The sequence below is a fragment of the Cellulomonas sp. B6 genome (assembly GCF_001462455.1).
Classification (GTDB): Bacteria; Actinomycetota; Actinomycetes; order Actinomycetales; family Cellulomonadaceae; genus Cellulomonas.
This window is the reverse complement of sequence record NZ_LNTD01000048.1, coordinates 1-22,721: the sequence shown is the minus strand read 5'-3', so window position 1 is coordinate 22,721 and position 22,721 is coordinate 1. Positions and strand designations below refer to the sequence as shown.

The following is a 22,721-nucleotide window of genomic DNA, read 5'->3' as shown; positions in this document are numbered from 1 at the left end:
CGTCCCCGCCCGGGCCACGACGCCCGGCGGGGACGGCCTGCGTACGGGCCGCGTCACGCCGCCGCTCGAGAACCCCGACGGCTCGCCCGTGCGGCGCCCGCACCTCGCGGCGCGGCTCGAGGACCGGTTCGACGCCGCGCTCGCGGGCGTGCTGCGCCGGCGCGGCTGGACCGTCCGCATCGTCGGCTTCGTGGGCTACGGCACGGCGGGCAGGGTGCGGGTGCTCGCACGCACGCTGCTCGCGTCGCCGCAGGTGCACGAGCGCGACCTGCCCGACGCGGGCGGCGCCGCGCAGGCCGGCGAGCGTCCGGCACCGTCGGTGCGCGGGTGGCGGTCGTTCTTCACGGCGTCGGTCGCGGGTGCGCCCGTCGAGGTGACGGTCGGCGGTCGCACGCACCGTCTCACGACCGACCGCGGCGGCTACCTCGACGCCGTGGTCGAGGCCGACCTGGAGCCCGGCTGGCACGACGTCGCCCTCGCCTCGATCGACGGCGCGACCACGACGGCGCGCGTCGTGGTGGTCGGCCCCGAGCCGACCGTGGGCATCGTCAGCGACGTGGACGACACCGTCATGGTCACGCGCCTGCCGCGTCCGCTGGTCGCGGCGTGGAACCAGTTCGTGCGGCACGAGAACGCGCGCGAGGCCGTGCCCGGCATGGCACGGCTCTACCGCGACCTGCGGGCGGCGCACCCCGACGCACCGGTCGTGTACCTCTCGACGGGGGCGTGGAACGCGGCACCCGCGATCGGCCGGTTCCTGCGCCGGCACGACTACCCCGCGGGCCCGCTGCTGCTGACCGACTGGGGGCCGACCAACACGGGTGTCTTCCGCAGCGGGCAGCGCCACAAGGTCACGCAGCTGCGGCGCCTGTTCGCCGAACTGCCGCAGGTGCGGTGGCTGCTGGTCGGTGACGACGGCCAGCACGACCCGCAGATCTACGCCGGCGCGGTCGAGCACCACCGGGACCGGGTCGCGGGGGTGCTGATCCGTCAGCTCACGGCCGCCGAGCACGTGCTGTCGCACGGCCTGCCGGCGGTGACGCCGCAGCAGGAGGAGTCCGAGGAGCGTGCCGACGCGCCCGGGGTGGTCCTGCTGCAGGGCGCCGACGGCGACGAGCTGCACGCACGCGCGCGTGAGGCGGGGCTGGTGGACTGACGTCCGCCGCCGAGGCGCGCAGGGTCGGAGGCGAGGTCGCGCGCGCGGTTCGAGGTCATGCACCGGTTCTACCCCCTGCCCCCGGCGGTTCGCACCCGGTGGCGCCGGGTCGGAGCGCGTGCCGGGCGCGGCGGCCCGCGTGTCGGGGCCGCGCCAGGGACGTCGGGCCCGTGGGCGCGCCGGCGCACGACGAATCGTTTCGTCGCCTCGGCGTCGTCGAAGCGCATCGATAGCGTGACGCGCGGACCCCGGCCCCGGCGACGTGGCGCGGTCCGTCGTCGCCGGGCACGCCGGCGCGACCGCCACCGTCGCGGCACGGCCGCGCCACCGCCGCCGTGCTCGCGCCACGCGAAGGAGCAGCGGATGCGCGTCCCACCCTTGATCGCCCCCCTCGCCGCCGCCGGGGCCGTGGTCGCCCTCGCCGCGGGCGCCCTCACCGGCGGCGTCGTCACGGCCGCACCCGCCGCGGCCGCGACCGGCTACACGTGGGGCAACGTGCAGATCGGCGGCGGCGGGTTCGTGCCCGGCATCGTCTACAACCAGGGCGAGAAGGACCTCGTCTACGCCCGCACCGACATCGGCGGCGCCTACCGCCTCGACCCGACGACCCGGCGCTGGATCCCGCTGCTCGACCACGTCGGCTGGGACGAGTGGGGGCACACGGGCGTGCTGTCGCTCGCGACCGACGCGCGCGACCCCGACCGCGTCTACGCCGCCGTCGGCTCCTACACCAACGACTGGGACCCGCAGAACGGCGCGATCCTGCGCTCGGCGGACCGTGGCGAGACGTGGCAGCGCACGATGCTGCCGTTCAAGGTCGGCGGCAACATGCCCGGGCGGGGCATGGGCGAGCGCCTGCAGATCGACCCCAACGACAACCGCGTGCTGTACCTCGGCACCGAGAACGGGCACGGCCTGTGGCGCTCGACCGACCGCGGCGTCACGTGGTCCGAGGTCACGAGCTTCCCCAACCCGGGCAGCTACGCGCAGGACCCGACGTCGGACAACTCGTACCTCACGCAGAACCAGGGCGTCGTGTGGGTGACGTTCGACCCGACGAGCGGCACGGCGGGCTCCCCGACGCGCACGATCTACGTGGGCGTGGCGGACAAGGAGAACAACGTCTACCGCTCGACCGACGCGGGCGTGACGTGGCAGCGCGTGCCCGGCCAGCCCACCGGGTACCTGCCGCACAAGGGCGTGTTCGACGCGCGCGGCAAGCAGCTCTACGTCGCGACGTCCGACACGGGTGGCCCGTACGACGGCGGCAAGGGGCAGGTCTCGCGGTTCGACGCGACGACCGGGACGTGGACGGACGTCTCGCCGCTGCCGTTGTCGTCCTCCGACCTCTACTACGGCTTCTCCGGCCTGACGATCGACCGCCAGGACCCCGACACGATCATGGTCGCGACCCAGGTCTCCTGGTGGCCCGACGTCATCTTCTTCCGCTCGACCGACCGCGGCGCGTCGTGGACCCGGATCTGGGACTGGGCGTCGTACCCCGAGCGCTCGCTGCGGTACTCGATGGACGTCTCGGCGACGCCGTGGCTCACGATGGGCCGCACGCAGGCCGTGCCGCCCGAGCCGCTCGTCAAGCTCGGCTGGATGACCGAGTCGTTCGAGATCGACCCGTTCGACTCCGACCGGTTCCTGTACGGCACCGGTGCCACGGTGTACGGGTCGGACAACCTCACCGACTGGGACGCCGGGGGCACGGTCGACATCGAGGTCCGCGCGCTCGGCATCGAGGAGACCGCGGTCCTCGACCTCGCGGCGCCCCCGGGTGCGGTCGAGCTCTACTCCGGGCTCGGCGACCTCGGCGGGTTCGTGCACACCGACATCGACGAGGTGCCGGACAGCATCTACACCCAGCCGGTCCACGGGTCGGTGACGGGCGTCGACTTCGCCGAGAGCAAGCCGTCCACGGTCGTGCGCGTCGGGTACGCCGTGAGCGGCGAGGTCGAGTCCCACATCGCGGTCAGCACGACGTCCGGGTCGACGTGGTGGGCCGGCCAGGAGCCGGCCGGCGTCACGAAGTCCGGCACGGTCGCGGTGTCCGCGGACGGTGCGCGCATCGTCTGGAGCCCCGAGGGCACGGGCGTGCACGTGTCGACGACCCTCGGGTCGACGTGGACGCCGTCCACCGGGGTCCCGGCGCAGGCGCAGGTCGAGGCCGACCGCGTGAGCCCGACGACGTTCTACGCCTACTCCGCGGGCCGGTTCTTCGTGTCGACGGACGGCGGCGTGACGTTCGTGCAGTCCGCCGCGACCGGTCTCCCCGCCGAGGGCAACGTGCGGTTCGGCGCCGTTCCGGGCAAGCAGGGCCACGTGTGGCTCGCGGCGGAGGACGGGCTCTACCGCTCGACCGACGCCGGCACGACGTTCACGAAGGTCCCCGGCTTCGAGGACGGCGGGGCCGTCGGTTTCGGCAAGGCCGCGCCCGGCGCGTCGTACCCCGCGATCTACACGACGTCCCTCTACCAGGGCGTGCGGGGCTTCTTCCGCTCGACCGACGGCGGCGCGACGTGGGTGCGCATCAACGACGACGAGCACCGGTACGCGTGGACGGGTGCCGCCATCACGGGCGACCCGGACGTGTTCGGGCGCGTGTACGTCGGGACGAACGGCCGCGGGATCGTCGTGGGCGAGTCGGACGGCACCGTGCCGTCCCCCACGCCGACGCCGACACCGACGCCCACGCCCACCGTGACGCCCACGCCCACGCCCACCGTGACGCCCACGCCGACGGCGAGCCCGACGCCCACGGTCCCGGCCGCGTCGTGCGCGGTGCGGTACACCGCGTCGAGCTGGAGCACGGGCTTCACGGCGAGCGTGCGCCTCACCCACGCCGGCACCGCGCCGCTGCAGGGCTGGACGCTCCGCCTGACGTACGCGGACGGTCAGCAGCTGCAGCAGGGCTGGAGCGCGACGTGGTCGCAGCAGGGCGCCGTGGTGACGGCCACGAACGCCGCCTGGAACGGTGCACTCGCACCGAGGGCGTCGGTCGACGTGGGCTTCAACGGCTCGCACACGGGCACCAACGGGGCCCCGACGGCGGCGACGCTGAACGGCACGACGTGCACGTTGTCGTGAGCCCGCACGGTCGGCGGCCAGGGCCGCGCTGACCCGCGACCACCGGTGGGTGGCGTCCGCATCCCGGGCGCCACCCACCGGCACGTCCGGGCCGGCGGACGGTCCGTGGAGCGTCCGTGCACGTCACGTCGTCGCAGGTCGCACGCCTGCCATGTGACCAAGGTCCCACGAGACAAACATCACATGACTGACCCGTGGATCTGTCTCGACGTCGACCTAGCATCGCGACCGTGGCACCCGTTCGCAGCAGCACGGCCGACGTCGACGCCCTCCTCGTGGGAGGGGGCGTCATGAGCGCGACCCTCGCGTCGCTCCTCACGACGCTCGAGCCCACGTGGCGCGTGGAGATCCACGAGCGCCTGGACGCCCCCGCGCTCGAGAGCTCGAACCCGTGGAACAACGCGGGCACCGGCCACGCCGCCCTCTGCGAGCTGAACTACACGCCCGAGCGTCCCGACGGCTCGGTCGACATCAGCAAGGCCGTGCGGATCAACGAGCAGTACGAGCTCTCGCGCGAGCTGTGGCACCACCTCGCCGCCGCGGGCCGCCTGCCCGGCGCCGAGCGCGCGGTCACGACCACGCCGCACATGTCGTTCGTCCGCGGCGCCAAGGACGTCGAGCACCTGCGCAAGCGGTGGGAGGCGCTGCGCGCGCACCGGCTGTTCGCCGACCTCGAGTTCACGACCGACCCGGCCGTCATCGAGCGCTGGGCGCCGCTGCTCATGGCCGACCGCACCGACGACGAGCCGGTCGCCGCGACGCGCGCCGCGTGGGGCACCGACGTCGACTTCGGGTCGCTCACCCGTGCGATGCTCGCCGACGCAGTGACGCGCGGCGCCGAGCTGCACACCAGCAGCGAGGTCACGCGCCTCAAGCGACTGCGCGACGGCCGGTGGCGCGTGACGATCGCCGACCGTCGCTGGAACGGCCGCCCGCCGCGCACGGTGACCGCGCGCTTCGTCTTCGTCGGTGCCGGCGGCGGCGCGCTGCACCTGCTGCAGCGCTCGCGCATCAAGGAGATCCGCGGGTACGCGGGCTTCCCGATCAGCGGGCAGTTCCTGCGCACGACCAACCCCGCGATCGTCGCGCAGCACGGCGCCAAGGTCTACGGCAAGGCGGCCGTCGGCGCCCCGCCGATGTCCGTCCCGCACCTCGACGCGCGCGTCGTCGACGGCGGCAACGCGCTGATGTTCGGCCCGTACGCGGGCTGGAGCATGAAGTTCCTCCAGCGCGGCTCGTGGACCGACCTGCTGCGCTCGGTGCGTCCGGGCAACCTCGTCCCGATGCTCGCGGTCGGCCTGCGCAACCTCGACCTGCTGACGTACCTGATCCGCGAGGTCACGGCCACGGACACCGACCGGCTGCGCGCGCTGCGGGCCTACATGCCCTCGGCGCACCCGCGCGACTGGGAGCTCGTCACCGCGGGCCAGCGCGTCCAGGTCATCAAGCGCGGGCCCGGCGGCGGCGTGCTCGAGTTCGGCACCGAGCTCGTCGCGTCCGCCGACGGCTCCATCGCGGGCCTGCTGGGCGCCTCCCCCGGTGCGTCGACCGCCGTGGCGACGATGCTCGACCTGCTGGACCGCTGCTTCCCCGAGCAGGCCGACGCCTGGCGGCCGCGGCTGCAGCAGATCATGCCGAGCCTGGGCGGCGCCGCGTGGGACACCGCGCTCGACCAGCTGGTCGACGACGGGACGCTCACCGGCGGACACTGAGTCCGTGACGACGCCCGAGACGCACCCCGACCCGCCCACGGACGACCTGCCGGTCGCCGTCAGCGCGCCCATGCGGCACGCCAAGGTGCGCGCGTTCACCGACCACACGACCGTCGGCCAGGTCGTCGTCGACGACGACGGCGCCGTGACGATCGGGTGCGCGTGCGGCATGACGCTGACGAACGGGCCCGGCTGGTCGCTCGACGAGCACATCCGCCTGCACCGCGCCGAGGCGCGGTTCCTCGCGCTCTCGGCGGTCGCGCCCGAGGGCATCCCACGACTGGTCGCCGCCGCGGACGTCCCGCAGCAGCACTGAGCCCGGCGCGCCCGCCCCGGCACCGACCGCCGCAGGCGGGTCGGCGTCAGCCCGCGGCAGCCGCCTCGCGCGCGGCGATGCGCGCCTGCACCTCGGGGCGGCGCAGCGGTGGCACGGTCGCCGGTGGGCGTCGTCGCTCGGGCAGCGCGTCCAGCAGGTGCGCCGTGATGTGGGCGATCTCCGCGACCGCGCGCTCGAACGGCTCGCGCGTCGCGTCCGAGAGCTGCTGCACGCCCGTCACCTTGCGGACGTACTGGCGTGCGGCGGCCTCGATCTCGTCGTCGGTGGCGTGCGGCTCCAGGCCGCGCAGGGTCGTGATGTTGCGGCACATGCCGCTCGACGCTACGCCCGGCCCCCGCCGCCGTCGAGACCCGCGGCCGCCCGCTCGAGCGCGAGCAGGGTCGTCTTGGCGGCGTCGCCGCCCGCGTACCGCCCGGGAGTGCCGTCGGACCGCACCACGCGGTGGCACGGCAGCAGCAACGGCACGGGGTTGCGCGCGCACGCCGTCCCGACCGCGCGCACGGCGGCGGGGCGCCCGGTCGCGGCCGCGACCTGCGCGTACGAGGCCGTCGCGCCGTACGGCACGTCGGGCAGCGACAGCACGACCTCGCGGCGGAAGCCGGTGAGCAGGCGCAGGTCCACCGGCACGTCGAACGTGCGGCGCCGGCCGGCGAAGTACTCGTCGAGCTCGCGCAGCACCGGGTCGAGCCGCCGCCCGCCCGCGAGGACGCGAGGGCTGACGTGTGCGGCGAGCTCCTGCAGCGCGGCGTCGTGCCCCTGCACGTCGAACGCGACGCGCAGCACGCCGCGCTCCCCCGCCGCGACCAGCAGCGACCCGACGGGTGAGTCGACCACGCGGTACGCGACGTCGAGCAGGCCGTCGCGCGCGGCGCGCTCGACGAGGTCGGCGTGCAGCAGCGCGAGGGTGCGGCCGTCGGGCTCCGCCGCGGGCGCGGCCTGCGGTGCGGTGGTCATCGTGCGTCCTCCTCGTCCGTGCCGGCGGCGCCGTAGGTGCGGCGCAGCGTGGCGACCCCGTCGGCCCCCGCGCGGCGCGCGGCCGCGTCGGTGCCGCCGACCATCGCCGCGACCTCGGCGTAGGGCAGGCCGCCCAGGTGGTGCAGCACGACGACCCGCCGCTGCTTGGCGGGCAGCGCGCCGACCGCGCGCCACAGGTCGAGGTCACGCGCGCCCGGCTCGTCGGCGCGCGCGACGAGCGCCGCGCCCGTCGTCAGCGCGGGGTCCTCGACCGGGACGGCGTGCCGTGCCCGCCGCCGCAGCTCGTCGAGGCAGCGACGGCGCGCGATCGTCACGAGCCACGCCTCGACGTTCGCGTCGGCGGACAGCTCGGGCCACGCGCGCAGCGCCGACAGGAACGTCTCCGACCACGCGTCGTCGGCGTCACGTCCGGCGAGCATGGCCCGGCACACGCGCAGCACGGTCGGGCCGTGCGCGCGCACGACGTCCTCGAACGGTCCGGTCATCCCCACAGTGTGCAGACGTCCGGGCCGTCCGGGACGTGAGGTGGGCCCTCCGTCCCACGCGTGACGCGCCCGGCAGGCGGACCGTGGGAGGTGGACGGACCGACCGACGTCCGTCCACGGAGGTGGTCCTCATGCGGACCGACGGACCGGTCCTGGTGGCTCTCGCGCACTCGGCACGCAGCGAGCACACGCTCGCGTGGGCGAGGGGTGAGGCGGTACGACGCGGCGCCGAGCTGCGGCTCGCGGCGGTGGTCGACCCCGCGTCCGAGGTGGCGACGTGGTCGTGGGCGGTCGTGCCGCCCGCGGTCGACGCGGACGCCGACGCGCGCGCGTACCTCGACGCGCTCGCGACGCGCGAACGCGCCCGACCCGACGCGCCGCCGGTCACGACGACGGTGCTGCACGGCGCACCCGCCGACGCGCTGCGTCGCGAGTCGGGCGACGCGGCGCTCCTGGTGGTGGGCGCGGGCTCGCGCGGCGGCGGGCACGTGGCGCGCGTCGCGGGCCACGTCGCGGCGCACGCGCGCTGCCCCGTCGCGGTGGTGCGGGACGCGCCGACCTCGACGGCCGACGGCGCGCCCGCGCCCGTCGTGGTCGGCGTCGACGGCTCCGCGGCCGCGGTCGCGGCGGCGCACGTCGCCGCCGACGCGGCGGTGCAGCGCGGCGCCGTGCTGCGGCTCGTCCACGCGCGCCCGTCGATCCCCGCGCCGTACGGACCGGTGGCCGTCGAGCTCCCACCGCCCGACGACCTGCCGGCACGGCGCGCCGCGGACGAGCTCGTCGCGCGGCTCCGCGCCGGGCACCCCGGGCTCGTGGTCGACGTCCGGCTCGTCGAGGACGACCCGGCGCACGCGATCGTGGCGGCCTGCGTCGACGCGCAGCTCGCGGTCGTCGGGTCGCGCGGGCTCGGGGCGTTCCCCGGGATGCTGCTGGGCTCGGTGAGCCACGACGTCGTGCGCGACGCGCCGTGCACCGTGCTGGTCGTGCACGGTGCGGAGGTGCCCGCCGCGTAGCGCGGCCGCGACCGTGGGGTGCGGCGGCGCCGCACCCCACGGTCGGTCGTCACACCGACGCGCGTCGCCGTACCGCGACGAACGCGGCACCCGCCGCGAGCAGCACGAGGCCGGCACCGAGCGGCAGGAGGGCGCCCGCCCCGGTGACCGCCAGCGCGCCCGCGGCGGTGACGGTGAGCGGCGCCTGGGCGAGCACCTCGCCCCGCGCGTCGCGCACCTGGACGTGGTGCACCCCGGCCGGCATGTCCGTCGGGACGGTCACCTCGAGCGTCGCGCCGCCGTCGACGAGGTCGGCGAGGGCGAGCCTCCGGTAGGTCGAGGCGATCCCGACCTCGGCCTGCGCGCCCGGGACGTCCGCGACCGTGACCGTGAGGCGCTCACCCGCGCGGGCCGTGGCGGCCGACAGCGTGACGCGCGGTGACGCCGCGGTGTCCGGGCCCGGCGTCGGGCCCGCCGTGGGCGCGGGTACGACGGTCGGCGCCGCGGTCGGGGACGGCGCCGACGTCGGTGCGGGCGTCGTGACCGGTACGAGGCCGTCGAGCGCACCGCGCAGCGCTGCCACCGCACCGTCGACGGTGGCCTGGTGCGGCGTCGGCGACCCCAGCACGAACGCCGCCCGGACGAGCGCCGCGTCGAGGGCCGCGAGCGAGCCCGCCGTGAACGCGTCGCGCCGGACGCCGTCGGCCTCCGCCACGAGGGCGGCGAGCGGCGCGGTGTCGGCCGAGACGGCCGGCTCGACCGCGACGAGCCGGACGTCGTCGATGGTGCCCCACGCGCCGCCGCTGAGGTTCAGCTGCGCCGAGACGGTCACCTGCCGGTCGGCGCCGACGCTGATCGGCGCGGTCTGCGGCGTCTGCCACGCGAGGTACCCGTCGAGGCGGAAGTCGGCCGTGACGGTCGAGATCCCCGACTGGGCCTCGATCCGCATCGTGTCGGTCGCGCCGGCGTTCCCGCCCTGGACCCTGGCGGACAGCCGGTACTGCCCGGGCGGCACGGCGGTGAGCGTCTGCTGGATCGTGAACGCGTACGGCGCGTCGGACCAGAAGTGCGCCGACCGCTCACCCTCGAACGGGTCGTCCCAGGCACCGATCGTGTACCCGGCGCCCGTGCCGGTCCACGCCGCGCCGCCGTCCTCGAACCCGGGGTCGCGTACGAAGTTCGCGCCCGACGACGCGTCCGCGAGCACCGTGACGTCGACCGCGGCCGGGTGCCCGCCGGCCGTCACACCGGTGAACACGTACGCGCCCGGCCCGCCGATCCACGCGACGTCGCCCTGCCAGGTGACCTCCTGGGACTCGGTCGTGCCGTCGGTGTAGCTGACGTCGAGCCGCGCGGGCAGGGTGACGTCCTCGCCGGGACCGACGGTGACGGCCGGCCGCTGCACGGCGTCGAGGTCCCGCGGCCCGACCGAGCCCGTGCGCGCGTACTCGTAGACGCGCAGCGACTCCAGGGGCGTGCCGTCGAACGCGAACAGCGCCTGGTTGTCCCAGCCGGAGCCGCCGAAGTCGTCGGCCCACTCCCCCTCGGGCAGGCGCCCGTCGGGGTCGTAGAACTCCTGCGAGTACGTCGTCGCCCAGCCGGACCCGTGCTGCTGCCACAGGTCCCAGCTGGCCTCCACCCGGTCGGGCGGCCCGACCGGGAGCCACGCGGGTTCCCAGTAGAACGTGCCGAGCCCGCGGCCGCCCGACACGTCGGCGACGGCCTGCATGACGTCGCGCACCGCGAGGGCCTGGCCCTGCACCGAGGCGGCGTACTGCGTCGGCGCCGTGCGCACGGAGTTCGGGTAGCCGTCCCCGTCCTCGAGCGTGTACGCCCAGGACGTCTCGGCGACCGCGACCTCCTTGTCGTAGGTCGTCGCGACCTGGTCGAGGACCGCGGTGAGGTTCGCGAGCGAGCCGTGCCAGAACGCGTAGTACGACGACAGGAACACGTCGTAGTCGACGCCGCGCCGGTCGAGCTCGCGCGCGACGGCCGCGTACTGCCCGGCGCGGTCGGGGTTGGTGAAGTGCACGGCGACCTTGACGTCCGGGCCGAGCGTGTCCCGCACGGCCCGCGAGCCGGCCTGGAACAGACCCGCCGTGCGGTCCCAGCCGCTCTCGCCCGCGACCTGCCCGTTGGTGGTCTCGTTGCCGACCTGCACCATGCCGACGTCGACGCCCGCGTCACGCATCGTGCGCAGCGTCTGCGCGGTGTAGTCGTACAGCGCCTGCTCACGGTCCGGCAGGGCGAGGCCGCGCCACGCGCGGGGCGACGGCTGCTGGCCGGGGTGCGCCCAGAAGTCCGCGTAGTGGAAGTTGACGAGCACGCGCATCCCGGCCGCGGTCGCGCGGCGGCCGATCTCGGTCGCCCGCGCGGCGTCGACGTTGCCGGCACCGTAGCCCTTCGTGGCGTCGGTGCTGAGGAACGGCTCGTTCCACACGCGGACACGGACCCAGTTGACGCCGTGGTCGGCGAGCACGGCGAACAGGTCGGCCTCGCGGCCCTCGTCGTCCTTGAACGTGACGCCGCTCTCCTCCAGGGACAGGACGGTCGACACGTCGACGCCGTTGATCCAGCCGTCGCGCATGCCGTCGACGCGGGGCACGGTGATGCCCGCCGCGACCGGCGCACCGGTGTCGTCGGGCGCCGCACCGGCAACGGTGGCCGTGGCCGTGGCCGTGGCCAGGCTCCCGACCGCGAGGGCGGCGGCGAGCGCCGCGGCGGCGGCGACTCCCGGTCGTGGACGTGATCTCATCTGCACTCCCCGTCGAGCGTGGTCGATCGATCCGCGGCACCGACGGGCACCGCGGCTGTCCCTCCCCCGCCCCCGGACGGCTCGCCGCCCGGGTGTGGTGCCGGCGGGCGCGCGGGGAGGGCCGCGCACCCGCCGGGGTCCGTGTCAGCCCTTGACGGAGCCGGCCGACAGCCCGCCGACGATGTACCGCTGCAACGACAGGAACAGCGCGAGCACGGGCAGCGAGCCGACCGTCGCACCGGCCGCGAACAGGCCCCACCGCGACGTGAGCTGGTTCGACACCCACTGGTACATGCCCACGGCGAGCGTCCAGTTGCCCTCACCGGTGAGGACGATCTTCGCGAGGATGAAGTCGCCGAACGCCGAGATGAACGCGAGCAGCCCGACGACCGCGAGGATCGGCGTGACCAGCGGCATCACGAGCCGCCAGTAGATCTGCGCGTGCGTCGCGCCGTCGATCTTCGCGGCCTCGTCGATCTCCAGGGGCACGGTGTTGAAGAACCCGTACATGAGGAACGTGTTCGCGCCGAGCGCGCCACCCAGGTACACGCAGATCAGCGCGAGCTTGGAGTTGACCCCCAGCGCGGGCACGACCTCCCCCAGCGCGACGAGCAGCAGGAACACGGCGACGAACGCGACGGTCTGCGGGAACATCTGGATGATGAGCAGGGCCGTCAGCGAGGTGCGCCGCCCGCGGAACCGGAAGCGTGAGAACGCGTAGGCCGCCGCCGCACCCATGAGCACGGCTCCGAGCGCCGCGGCACCACCGATCAGCAGCGTGTTGCCCGCCCACGTCCAGTACAGCGTGCCGCCCAGCGCGCGGTAGTTCTCGACGCCGACCGAGCGGAACAACGCACCCGACCCGGCGAGCGACCCGCGCCGGTCGAGCGACGCCGACAGCGCGTAGACCAGCGGGAACGCGGCGTAGAACACGATGACGACGGCGACCGGGTACTTCCACCCGACCTCCGCCCACCAGCGGGCGCGGCGCGCGCGGGTGCGACGCTCGGCGGGGACCTCAGAGGTGGTCACGGCTACATCTCCTCCAGCTTGCGGGTCTGCCGGAACGCGAGCGCCGACACGACGCCGATGACGACGAACACGACGATCGACAGGGCGCTCGCGAGCCCGTAGTCGGCGCGTCCGCCGGACACCCCGGAGATCTGGTAGATCGCCGAGATGAGGATGTCGGTCGAGCCCATCGGGACGCTCGCGCCGCGGAACGCCGGGCCCCCGCCCGTGAGCATGAAGATGATCGTGAAGTTGTTGAAGTTGAACGCGAACGACGCGATCGCGAGCGGTGCGGTCGACACCAGCAGCAGAGGCAGCGTGATGGAGCGGAACTGCCGCCACCGGCCCGCGCCGTCGACGCGGGCGGCCTCGAGCGTCTCCGACGGCACGGCCTGCAGCGCACCCGTGGTGACGAGGAACCAGTACGGGTAGCTGAGCCACAGGTTGACCCAGAGGATCGCGAGCTTCGCGAGCCAGGGGTCGCCCAGCCAGTTGACGTCGGCGCCGAGCAGGAACCACTCGTTGACGACGCCGAACTCGGCGTTGAGCATGCCGCGCCACAGCAGCGCGGACATGAACGCCGGGAACGCGTACGGGAGGATGAAGACCGTCCGCAGCACCTTGCGTCCGCGGACGCGGGGGTCGTTGTAGATCATCGCGAACAGGAGCCCGAGCCCGAAGCTCGTGAGCACGGTGAGGATCGCGAACGCGAAGGTCCACGCGCCGACCTGGAGCAGCGGACCGGCGTACGCGCGGTCGGTGAACGCCCGCACGAAGTTGTCGAACCCGACGTCGACGTACCACCCCGCGGCGAGGCGGTCGCCCTCGGCGCTGACGAAGTTCCCACGGTCGTCGGGTGCGTAGACGACGCCCGTGTCGGTGTTCGTGAGCGTGCGTGCGTCCGCGTCCCACACGAGACTCGAGGTGTAGACCGCGGCCGTCGCGCCCTCGCGCGTGCGCAGCGACCCCTCCTCGGCGTCGTCCGAGACCGGCACCCGCAGGCTCACGACGCGCTGCTGCAGGTCGGCGTCCGTGAAGAGCGTGGCCCGCGGCACGACCTCCCAGCCCGGGACCTGCGTGGGCACGCCCCGGTCGTCGAGCGCGGCCCCCGGCACCGGGCTCAGGGGGTCGTCGGCCGTGCCCACCCGGACCTCGCCGTCCTGCGAGACCGCGAAGCCCAGCACGTCGCCGTCGCGCACGACCGCGAGCGGGTACGTCGGCGAGTCCTCGGCGCGCCGCTCGTCCTGGATCAGCGCGGCGTCGACAGCCTGCTGCATCGAGCCCAGGTGGCCCGTGCCGTAGTTCGTGAACGCGACGTACCCCGTGTAGAGCAGCGTGAAGACCTGGAACACCGCGAGGAACACCAGGCCCGGGTACAGGTACTTCAACGGGCGGGTCCGCCGCGCGAAGTAGATCCAGTCGGCTTCGGCGAGCAGCACGACGAGCACGCCGAGGATCACCCACGACCGCGCGTGGTACGCCGACAGGACGGCCGCGCCGCCCACCGCGTTGACCACCATCATGAGCAGGAGCTTCACGAGGAAGCCCCACCCCGGACCGCGCCAGTCGCGCGCGGCGGACTCTCGCGGCGCGGCGGGGGCGCTCCCGGGGCGCTCCGCGCCCGGCTGACCGACGGACATCTGTGCTCCTCGTGTCGACGACCTGGGCGGGGGCGGGGCGCGGCGGCGCCCCGCCCCCGGGCGGGTGGATGTCAGTCGGCGATCGCGGACTCGATGTTGGCGACCATGGTGGTCCAGGTCGCCGCCGGGTCCTCGCCGTTGATCAGGGCGATCTGCGCGGGGTTCCAGAAGTCCCACACGGCGCCCATCTCGGGGATGTTCGGCATCGGCACGCCGTTCTGCGCCGACGCGAGGAAGCCCGCGATGACCGGGTCGTCGGCCACCGACTCGGCGACCGCCGTGAGCGCGGGGATGCGCGGGTCGGCCTCGTACAGCGCCTGCTGCGCCTCGTCGCTCGCGACGTAGCTCGCGAGGAACTCGTTGGCGAGCAGCGCGTTCTTCGACTGCGCCGACAGGTAGAAGCCCTGCACGCCGACGAACGGCGACGCGGTCTGCCCGCCCGCGGACGGGATCGGGCTCACGAGCACGTCGACGCCCGCGTCGCGGAACGTCGGGATGGTCCACGGCCCCTGCACGATGAACGGCGACTGACCCGTCGCGAACAGCTCGTTGCTGATGTCGTAGTCGATCGTGTCGGTGAAGTAGCCAGTGCCGGCCTTGCCGTTGTCGTGGATCCACTGCGCGTACGCGAGCCCCGCGTCACCGCCGAGCCCGACCTCGCTGGTGTACGACCCGGCGTCGTCCTGCACGAAGACGGGCGCCCCGAACGACGTCTGGAACGCGTAGGAGGTGTACATGTCGCCCTCGGCACCGTTGGTGTAGAGGATGAACGGGCGCTCCGCGAACCCGGCGTCGGTCGCCATGCGGATCATCTCGTCCCACGTCGTGGGGGCGGTCGACCCGACGAGCGCCGTGTTCTGGATGAGCGCGACGGCTTCCTGCGCGTACGGCAGCGCGTACAGCTGGCCGTCGTACGTGAACGCGTCGAGCGTGACCTGCTCGAAGTCCGCCGCGCGGTCGCCGAGGTCGATCGTGTCGACCACGCCGGACTCGACGAGCTCACCGAGCCAGTCGTGCGCGCCGACCGTGATGTCGGGGCCCTCACCGGTCGGCACCTGCGCGAGGAAGTCGGCGCGCAGGTCCTCGAAGTTCTTCTGCACGACCGTGACGGTCGCGCCGCTGTCGGCCTCGAAGCTCGCGGCCGCGTTCTTGATGGCCTCGGCACGCTCGGCGTCGGACCAGATCACGAGCTCGGGACCGCCGCCGCCCGTCCCTGCGGTCGGTGAGGTGCCGCCGTCCGACGACGAGGGCGTGCCGCTGCACGCGGCGAGGAGGGCGGCCGACGCGACCACGGCGACGCCGAGCGCGAGGTGCTTGCGCATCTGAGTTCCTTCCGGGAAGGGGCCGCCGTGCGCGTCGTGGAGCGATCGCGACGCTGCGACCTCGGTGGTGTGCTGGTCCGTCGTCCCGACGGGACGGCGGTGCGGGCTCGTGGGTGCTGCGTGCGGCCGGGCGGCCGCACGACGCGCGCGGGTCAGCGACCACCCCCCTGCGCGTCGCGAGCGGTGCGGAACACCGCGACGTCCCCCGCGCCGACCTGCGCGACACCGGCGGCGACCGCCCCGCTGAGCAGCTCGGCGCCCTGGACGTCGACCTTCACGGACTCGTCGCGGTGGTTGACGACGACGACGTAGTCGGCGTCGTCGGCGCGGCGCGTCACGACCTCGAGGCCCTCGGGTCGCCCGGGCGGCACGACGCCCGCGTCGGCGTAGACGTCGGCGAGCACGGGCCCGAGCGCGTCGACGCCCAGCGCCGTGCTGACGTACCAGCCCGTGCCGCTGCCGCGCGCGTGCCGCGTCACGGCGGGCATCCCGTCGGCCGGGCCGCCGCGGTACGTGCCGCGCACCTGCGCACCGTCGAGCACAAGGTGCTCGGTCCACACGTCGGTGCCCACCGTCGTGCCGTCGAGCGCGACCTCGCAGGTCTCGCCCTCGCGCAGCGGCAGGAACTCCTCGACCGCGACCCCGAGCGCGGCGCGCAGCGGCGCTCCGAAACCGCCCTCGTGCACCGCGTCGTGCTCGTCGACCACGCCCGCGAAGCACGACACCAGCAGCGTGCCGCCGTCCGCGACGTACCGCGTGAGGTTCTCCCCCGCCGCCGCTGTCAGCAGGTACGACGCGGGCGCCACCACCAGGCGGTAGCGCGAGAGGTCGTCGAGCGGGTGCGCGAAGTCGACCGTCACGCCGTCGCGCCACAGCCGCTCGTAGTAGGTGCGCACGCGCTCGCGGAACCCGAGCGCGTCCGACGGGCGCCACTCGAGGTCCTGCGCCCACAGCGACTCCCAGTCGTACAGGACCGCGACGTCGGCGTGCACGCGCGACCCCCGGAGCTCGGCGACTCGCGCGAGCCGCGCACCGAGGTCGACGACCTCGGTGAACACGCGGGACGTCGTGCCGGCGTGCGGCAGCATCGCGGAGTGGAACTTCTCGGCGCCCGAGCGGGACGCGCGCCACTGGAAGAACATGATCCCGTCCGCGCCGCGGCCGAGGTGCGTGAACGCGTTGCGGTGCATCTCGCCGGGCCGCTTGGCGACGTTGCGCCCCTGCCAGTTGACCGCGGACGTCGAGTGCTCCATGAGGATCCACGGCCTGCCGCGCGCGACCGAGCGCGTGAGGTCGGCCGACAGCGCGAGCCCGACGTGCGCGTCGGGGTCGGGTGACCACAGGTAGTGGTCGTCGGAGACGACGTCGACCTCCCGGGCCCACGCCCACAGGTCGGTGTTGTACGACTGGTGCGCCATGAAGTTCGTCGTGATCGGCTGCGCGGCGTGCGCGCGGATCGCGTCGCGCTCGAGGCGGAAGCACGCGCGCAGCTGGTGGTCGGTGAACCGCGCGAAGTCGAGGCGCTGCGCGGGGTTGGCGGTCGACGCGGTCGCGGCGGGGGCGCCGACGTGCTCCCACTCGCGGTACACCTGGCCCCAGAACGCCGTGCCCCACGCGGCGTTGAGCGCGTCGAGGCTTCCGTGGCGCTCGCGGAGCCAGTCGCGGAACGCCGCGACGGACACGTCCGAGTAGTCCTCGCCCACGGGTGCGCCGTACTCGTTGTGCACGTGCCACAGCACGACGGCGGGGTGGTCGGCGTAGCGACGTGCGAGCTCGGTCGCGATCCGGACCGCGGCGGCGCGGTAGGCGGGCGAGCTGGGCGAGACCATGCCCCGCGACCCGAAGCCGAGGGTCGTGCCGTCGCGGGTGACGACGCGCGACTCGGGGTAGGTCGCGTAGAACCAGGCCGGCGGCGAGGCGGTGGGCGTGCCGAGGTCGACGGCGACGCCGTTGCGGTGCAGCAGGTCGAGCAGGTCGTCGAGCCAGGCGAAGTCGTACTCGCCCTCGCTCGGTTCGAGCAGCCCCCACGAGAAGATGCCGACGCTGACGAGGTTGACGCCAGCGCCGCGCATGAGCGCGACGTCCTCGTCCCACACGTGGCGCGGCCACTGCTCGGGGTTGTAGTCGCCGCCGTAGGAGATCCCCTCCGTCGGCCAGCCGAGCTCTGCCACGTGACCCTCCGTCGCGTCGTCGCGCCCGCGCCCTGTGCACGGTCACAGCCTGTGAACGTGCACAGGTAATCATGCGGACGCGCGGCCACCCAAGGGCCGTCCGGCTTCGTTACGCGACTGTGACCGTGCACAGGTCGGGAGGCGGGTCCCGCCCGCTCGGCGTCGGGCGCGTCTAGAGTCTGGATCCGTGGACACCACCGCAGCCGCTCGACGCCGCCCCACCATCCGGGACGTGGCCGCCGCCGCCGGCGTCTCGCGCGGCACGGTGTCCCGCGTCATCAACGGCGGCCACTGGGTGTCCCCCGAGGCCCGCGAGGCCGTCGAGCGGGCGATCGCCGCGACCGGCTACCGCGCCAACCAGCACGCGCGCTCGCTGGTCACCGGGCGCAGCAACTCGCTCGCGTTCCTGCTGACCGAGCCGCACCACCTGCTCTTCGCCGACCCGACGTTCTCGATCCTGCTGCGCGGCGCCGCCGAGGCGCTCAGCGAGCGCGGCATGACGCTCATCCTGCTCGTGGCCGGCACGCCCGAGGAGCGCGAGAACGTCGCGCAGTACGTGGGCGCCGGGCACGTCGACGGCGTGCTGCTCATCTCCTCGCACGCCGACGACCCCCTGCTCGACACGCTCGTCGAGCAGGGCATCCCGACCGTCGCGTGCGGCATCCCGCTCGGGCACGCCGACCAGGTCGGCTCGGTGTCCGTCGACGAGCAGGCCGGCGCCCGCGCGATGGTCGCGCACCTGCGCTCGCAGGGACGACGCCGCATCGCGACCATCACCGGGCCGCTCGACACACCCGGCGGCCGGCTCCGCCTCGAGGGCTACCGCGCCGAGCTCGGCGACGCCTACGACGAGCGCTACGTCGTGCACGGCGACTACACCGCCGAGTCGGGCGCCGCAGGCATGGACACCCTGCTCGACCGCGCACCCGACCTCGACGCGGTCTTCGCGGCGTCGGACCTCATGGCCGCCGGGGCCCTGGGCGTGCTGCGGCGGCGCGGCCTGCGGGTCCCGGAGGACGTCGCCGTCGGAGGGTTCGACGACTCCGGCCTCGCCGCGACGCTCGATCCGCCGCTGACGACCATCCACCAGCCGTTCGACCGCATCAGCGCCGAGATGGTCGCGATGCTGCTCGACGTGGTCGGTGGTGCGCCGCACTCGGCCGTCACGATGCCCGCCGAGCTCGTGCGGCGCGCGAGTGCCTGAGCCAGTGGTCCGCCGCGCACCGACGCGACGGACCACGCGCCGCGGGGCCTCAGCTCGCGCGGCCCCGCAGGAACGCGCGCATGCGCTCCTTGCCGACCGCCGCGATCGCGCTGAGCGGGATGCCGGCCGGGCACACGACCGCGCACTCGCCGAACGTCGAGCACGGGCCGAAGTCGTGCTCCATCTGGTCGACCATCGCCACGGCGCGCGCACCGCGCTGCTGCCGCGTCTGCGGCAGCGTCGCGAGGTGCGTGAGCTTGGCGCCCGTGAACAGCGACGCCGACCCGTTGGGGCACGCCGCGACGCACGCACCGCAGCCGATGCAGGCGGCGAAGTCGAGGGCCATCTCGGCCGTCTCGTAGCTCACGCGCGTCGTGTCCGCGTCCGGCGCCGTGCCCGCGTCCACCGCGACGTGCCCACCGGCCTGGATCACGCGGTCGAGCGCCGAGCGGTCCACCACGAGGTCCTTGACCACGGGGAACGCGGCCGAGCGCAGCGGCTCCAGACGTACGACCTCGCCGTCGGCGAACGACCGCACGTGCTGCTCGCACGACGGCGTGTTCGCCTGCGGACCGTGCGGGCGGCCGTCGACGTTGACGCCGCAGCACCCGCAGATGCCCTCGCGGCAGTCGGACTCGAACGCGACGGGTTCGCGGCCCTGCTCGACGAGCTGGTCGTTGAGCCGGTCGAGCAGCTCGAGCAACGTCATCTCGGCCGTCGCGTCGGCGACCTCGTACGTCTCGAACGCGCCGGGCGACGCGGCGTCCCGCTGCCGCCAGACCTCCAGGGTGAGCTTCACGCGTAGTTCCTCGTCTGCAGCGGCACGGCCTGGAACGTCAGCGGTTCGTCGTGCCGCACGAACCGCGCGTCGGGGGCGTCGGGCGCCGGGGACTCCCACGCCGAGACGCGGCACCACGTGGTGTCGTCGCGCAGCGCCTCGCCGTCGGAGGTCTGGTGGTCGGCGCGGAAGTGCGCGCCGCAGCTCTCGTCGCGGTCGAGCCCGTCGACGCACAGCAGCTCGGCCATCTCGAGGTAGTCGGCGACGCGGCCGGCGCGCTCGAGCTCCTGGTTGAGCTCGGCGCCCTCGCCGAGCACGCGCACGTCGCGCCAGAACTCCTCGCGCAGCGCACGGATCTCGGCGATCCCCTGCGCGAGGCCCTCGGGCGTCCGCGTGACGCCGGCGTACCGGTAGAGGATCTCGCCGAGGCGGCGGTGGAACCGGTCGGGGCCCTGCGTGCCGCCGGTCGACAGCAGACGCTCGGTGCGGGCGTGGACCGCCTCGACCGCCTCGAGGACGGCCGGGTCGTCGTGCGGCAGCACGCGCGTGCCGAGCAGCGGCGCGAGGTAGCCCGGCACCGCGTACGGCAGCGTGAACCAGCCGTCGACGCACGCCGAGAGCAGCGAGTTCGCGCCGAGCCGGTTCGCGCCGTGGTAGCCCCAGCCCACCTCTCCCCCGACGAACAGGCCGGGGACCGACGTCATCATGTCGTAGTCCGACCACAGGCCGCCCATCGCGAAGTGCGCCCCGGGCGCGATGCGCATGGGCGTGCTCAGCGGGTCGTCGCCCGTGGCCTGCTCGTACATGTGGAACAGGTTCGAGTACCGCGCGACCACCGTCTCGCGCCCGAGCCGGGCGATCGCGTCGGCGAAGTCGAGGTACACGGCGTTCTTCAGCGGCCCGACGCCGAACCCGGCGTCGATGCGCTCACGCGCGGCGCGCGACGCGACGTCGCGCGGCGTGAGGTTGCCGAACGTCGGGTAGCGCCGCTCGAGGTAGTAGTCCCGCTCGCTCTCCGGGATCGCCTCGGGGGCGCGGTCGTCGTCGGCGCGCGCGGGCACCCAGATGCGGCCGTCGTTGCGCAGCGACTCCGACATGAGGATCGTCTTGGACTGCCACTGGCTCATGAGCGGCAGCGCCGTGGGGTGGAACTGGATGAACGCCGGGTTGGCGAAGTAGGCGCCGCGCCGGTGGGCGCGCCACGCGGCGGTCGCGTTGGAGTTCTTCGCGAGCGTGGACTTGCAGTAGATGTTGCCGTAGCCGCCCGTGGCCAGGACGACCGCGTGCGCGGTGACCGCGCGCACCTCACCCGTCACGAGGTCGCGCACGACGATGCCCTGCGCGCGCCCGTCGGCGACGACGAGGTCGAGCATCTCCTGGCGCGTGTGCAGCGTGACGGTGCCGCGGGCCACCTGGCGCAGGAGCGCGTTGGCGCCCGCGACCTGCAGCTGCTGACCCGTCTGGCCGCGCGTGTAGTAGGTGCGCGAGACCTGCACCCCGCCGAACGACCGGGTCGCGAGCTCACCGCCGTACTCGCGCGCGAACGGCGCACCGATCGCGTTCATGTGGTCGATGACCCGCACCGACTCCTGGCCGAGCCGGTAGGCGTCGGCCTCACGCCCGCGGAAGTCACCGCCCTTGACGGTGTCCTTGACGAACCGGTGCACCGAGTCGTTGTCGACCTTGCGCGCGCGGGCCGCGTTGATGCCGCCCTGCGCCGCGACCGAGTGCGCGCGCCGCGGCGCGTCGTGGATCGTGAAGCACTCGACGTCGTACCCGAGCTCGCCGAGCGCCGCGGCGGCGCCCGCGCCCGCCAGGCCGGTGCCCACGACGATCACGGTGAACTTGCGTCGGTTGGCCGGCGCCACGAGCGGGTAGTGCAGGCGCCGGTCGTCCCACGCCTGCTCGGCGGGCACGTCGGGCACACGGCCGTCCACCGGGGTCCCGAGGGTGCGGACGTCGTCCGGCGTGCAGGACGCGGTGTCCGCGCGGGTGGTGGTCGGGTCCGTCACGGTGTCCTCCGAGGTCACGACACGAGTCCCGTCAGCACCGCGACCGGGATGAGCAGGTTGCCCACGAGCACGAGCAGCCCCACGATCCCCGCGACCGCGGCGCCCGTGGCGCGCAGCCGGCGGCCGGTGGCGCCGAGGTCGTTCACGACGCTCCACAGGCCGTGCGCGAGGTGCAGGAACAGCGTGCCGATCGCGAGCATGTAGAACGCCGCGACGGCGGGCCGCTGGAACGAGTGCACGAGGTTGGCGTACGCGCTGCCGTGCACGAACTCGGCGCTCGCGGCGGGCTGCGTGCCCGTCGTCAGGTCGAGGACGTGGAACACGACGAAGAACAGCAGCACGGCACCGGTCACGAGCATGCTGCGCGCCTGGAAGCTGCGGAAGGTGCGCATGCCCTGGCGGCGGTGCGGCCCGCGCGCGACCCGCGCCCGGCGGCGCAGCACGACGGCCGCCCACACGTGCGCCACGAGGCTGAGCGTGAGCACCGCGCGGAAGATCCAGATGAACCAGCCGTGCGGTACGAGCGGCGCGAGCAGGTCGCGCTGCAGCCAGTGCGCGTAGGCGTCGAACTCCTCGGGGCCGAGGAACACCTTGAGGTTCCCGACCAGGTGGAACACGACGAAGACGCCGAAGATCGTGCCGGTCACCGCCATGACGACCTTGAGGACCCAGGTCGCCGGCACCGGCGGTCGGGTGGTCGCGGGCCGGGCCGCCGCGGGGACGCGGTCGGGTCCGGGGCGCGTGCTGGTGGGTGATCCCGCCACTGCTGACCTCCGTGTCACGGACGCCTCGTGGGGGCGGGCGCCCAGCGGCACGACCCTCCCACTCCCCCCGAGCCCGCTGGTGGGACCGGAGTCCCTCGCTGGGACAGGGGTCCCGGGTGCGTCGGGGCTGGTCGTGGAGGTGACGTACGGGCCGTCGTGGGCGCTGACGGCGGGCGGGACCGCAAGGTTCCGTTATCCCCAACCACGCCGGCGCCGGTCCGCGCTCGGTGCTCGTCCGTGCTCGGTGCCCGCGGGTGCGATAGTCGGGCCCGTGCCCACCATCCCGCAGCCGCCCGCGACACCCTCCGCCGGCG

General features: G+C 74.4%; 17 protein-coding genes. 6 read left to right on the top strand and 11 right to left on the bottom strand.

Features of this window, described 5'->3' with window-relative positions; genetic code table 11:
- From ATM99_RS03350 to ATM99_RS03335, 4 genes are all read left to right on the top strand, one after another.
- On the top strand, positions 1-1,156 hold a 1,156-nt coding region (locus ATM99_RS03350; RefSeq protein ID WP_062101519.1), incomplete at its 5' end, for an App1 family protein.
- Positions 1,157-1,519: 363 nt separating this feature from the next.
- Positions 1,520-4,249: a cellulose-binding domain-containing protein gene (locus ATM99_RS03345; protein ID WP_062101518.1), complete on the top strand. Its 2,730-nt coding sequence runs from the start codon at positions 1,520-1,522 to the stop codon at positions 4,247-4,249.
- A gap of 230 nt (positions 4,250-4,479) precedes the next feature.
- Entirely contained in the window at positions 4,480-5,961 is a 1,482-nt protein-coding gene (gene mqo, locus ATM99_RS03340) for a malate dehydrogenase (quinone) (RefSeq protein ID WP_062101517.1), read from the top strand.
- Between the two features lie 4 nt (positions 5,962-5,965).
- Positions 5,966-6,277, top strand: coding sequence for a hypothetical protein (locus ATM99_RS03335; protein WP_082659193.1), 312 nt, complete (start codon positions 5,966-5,968; stop codon positions 6,275-6,277).
- A gap of 46 nt (positions 6,278-6,323) precedes the next feature.
- Here the strand turns inward: ATM99_RS03335 and ATM99_RS03330 are convergent, their stop codons facing one another.
- The 3 genes from ATM99_RS03330 to ATM99_RS03320 are packed head-to-tail and all read right to left on the bottom strand — an operon-like array spanning position 6,324 to position 7,758.
- Positions 6,324-6,608 (bottom strand): DUF2277 domain-containing protein, encoded by a 285-nt coding sequence (locus ATM99_RS03330; RefSeq protein WP_062101516.1) that lies wholly within the window; start codon positions 6,606-6,608, stop codon positions 6,324-6,326.
- Positions 6,609-6,619: 11 nt separating this feature from the next.
- Positions 6,620-7,252 carry a methylated-DNA--[protein]-cysteine S-methyltransferase gene (locus tag ATM99_RS03325; RefSeq protein ID WP_062101515.1) on the bottom strand — a complete coding sequence of 211 codons (633 nt, stop codon included), beginning with the start codon at positions 7,250-7,252 and terminating at the stop codon, positions 6,620-6,622.
- The gene (locus tag ATM99_RS03320) at positions 7,249-7,758 is read right to left on the bottom strand and encodes an RNA polymerase sigma factor (protein ID WP_062101514.1); all 510 of its coding nucleotides are present in this window, start codon (positions 7,756-7,758) and stop codon (positions 7,249-7,251) included. Before ATM99_RS03320 ends, ATM99_RS03325 begins: the two co-directional genes overlap by 4 nt.
- 131 nt (positions 7,759-7,889) lie before the next feature.
- Between ATM99_RS03320 and ATM99_RS03315 the strand changes: the two genes are divergently transcribed.
- A complete protein-coding gene (locus ATM99_RS03315; RefSeq protein WP_150118100.1) occupies positions 7,890-8,771 on the top strand; it encodes a universal stress protein in 882 nt (293 codons plus the stop codon).
- 49 nt (positions 8,772-8,820) lie between these two features.
- Here the strand turns inward: ATM99_RS03315 and ATM99_RS19190 are convergent, their stop codons facing one another.
- The 5 genes from ATM99_RS19190 to ATM99_RS03290 all read right to left on the bottom strand — a co-directional run bounded on the left by ATM99_RS19190 (position 8,821) and on the right by ATM99_RS03290 (position 17,649).
- The gene (locus tag ATM99_RS19190) at positions 8,821-11,505 is read right to left on the bottom strand and encodes a glycosyl hydrolase 53 family protein (protein WP_082659194.1); all 2,685 of its coding nucleotides are present in this window, start codon (positions 11,503-11,505) and stop codon (positions 8,821-8,823) included.
- Positions 11,506-11,649: 144 nt separating this feature from the next.
- Positions 11,650-12,537, bottom strand: a complete 888-nt coding sequence (locus ATM99_RS03305) for a sugar ABC transporter permease (RefSeq protein ID WP_062101511.1) — start codon at positions 12,535-12,537, stop codon at positions 11,650-11,652.
- 2 nt (positions 12,538-12,539) lie between these two features.
- Positions 12,540-14,156 (bottom strand): ABC transporter permease subunit, encoded by a 1,617-nt coding sequence (locus ATM99_RS03300; RefSeq protein WP_062101510.1) that lies wholly within the window; start codon positions 14,154-14,156, stop codon positions 12,540-12,542.
- Positions 14,157-14,227: 71 nt separating this feature from the next.
- Complete coding sequence (locus tag ATM99_RS03295; protein ID WP_062101509.1) at positions 14,228-15,478, bottom strand: maltose ABC transporter substrate-binding protein; 1,251 nt, start codon at positions 15,476-15,478, stop codon at positions 14,228-14,230.
- A 152-nt stretch (positions 15,479-15,630) separates the two neighbouring features.
- On the bottom strand, positions 15,631-17,649 hold the full coding sequence (locus ATM99_RS03290) for a beta-galactosidase (protein WP_062101508.1): 2,019 nt from the start codon (positions 17,647-17,649) through the stop codon (positions 15,631-15,633).
- Positions 17,650-17,836: 187 nt separating this feature from the next.
- Here ATM99_RS03290 and ATM99_RS03285 point away from each other — a divergent pair, with 187 nt between their 5' ends.
- A complete protein-coding gene (locus tag ATM99_RS03285; protein WP_062101507.1) occupies positions 17,837-18,853 on the top strand; it encodes a LacI family DNA-binding transcriptional regulator in 1,017 nt (338 codons plus the stop codon).
- Positions 18,854-18,902: 49 nt separating this feature from the next.
- Here ATM99_RS03285 and ATM99_RS03280 read toward each other — a convergent pair whose 3' ends face one another.
- Genes ATM99_RS03280 through ATM99_RS03270 form a run of 3 tightly spaced genes read right to left on the bottom strand, consistent with a single transcriptional unit; the run spans position 18,903 to position 22,326 of the window.
- On the bottom strand, positions 18,903-19,652 hold the full coding sequence (locus tag ATM99_RS03280) for a succinate dehydrogenase/fumarate reductase iron-sulfur subunit (RefSeq protein ID WP_062101506.1): 750 nt from the start codon (positions 19,650-19,652) through the stop codon (positions 18,903-18,905).
- Entirely contained in the window at positions 19,649-21,643 is a 1,995-nt protein-coding gene (locus ATM99_RS03275) for a fumarate reductase/succinate dehydrogenase flavoprotein subunit (RefSeq protein ID WP_062101521.1), read from the bottom strand. The genes ATM99_RS03280 and ATM99_RS03275 overlap by 4 nt, the downstream gene beginning before the upstream one ends.
- Before the next feature lie 14 nt (positions 21,644-21,657).
- Positions 21,658-22,326 carry a succinate dehydrogenase cytochrome b subunit gene (locus ATM99_RS03270; protein ID WP_223304782.1) on the bottom strand — a complete coding sequence of 223 codons (669 nt, stop codon included), beginning with the start codon at positions 22,324-22,326 and terminating at the stop codon, positions 21,658-21,660.
- Between the last annotated feature and the right edge of the window lie 395 nt (positions 22,327-22,721).

Excerpts from the sequence above, each read along its gene's own strand:
- ATM99_RS03345 (WP_062101518.1), top strand. The coding sequence starts at position 1,520 with ATGCGCGTCCCACCCTTGATCGCCCCCCTCGCCGCCGCCGGGGCCGTG.
- ATM99_RS03330 (WP_062101516.1), bottom strand. The coding sequence starts at position 6,608 with ATGTGCCGCAACATCACGACCCTGCGCGGCCTGGAGCCGCACGCCACC.
- ATM99_RS03325 (WP_062101515.1), bottom strand. The coding sequence starts at position 7,252 with ATGACCACCGCACCGCAGGCCGCGCCCGCGGCGGAGCCCGACGGCCGC.
- ATM99_RS03320 (WP_062101514.1), bottom strand. The coding sequence starts at position 7,758 with ATGACCGGACCGTTCGAGGACGTCGTGCGCGCGCACGGCCCGACCGTG.
- ATM99_RS03315 (WP_150118100.1), top strand. The coding sequence starts at position 7,890 with ATGCGGACCGACGGACCGGTCCTGGTGGCTCTCGCGCACTCGGCACGC.
- ATM99_RS19190 (WP_082659194.1), bottom strand. The coding sequence starts at position 11,505 with ATGAGATCACGTCCACGACCGGGAGTCGCCGCCGCCGCGGCGCTCGCC.
- ATM99_RS03300 (WP_062101510.1), bottom strand. The coding sequence starts at position 14,156 with ATGTCCGTCGGTCAGCCGGGCGCGGAGCGCCCCGGGAGCGCCCCCGCC.
- ATM99_RS03295 (WP_062101509.1), bottom strand. The coding sequence starts at position 15,478 with ATGCGCAAGCACCTCGCGCTCGGCGTCGCCGTGGTCGCGTCGGCCGCC.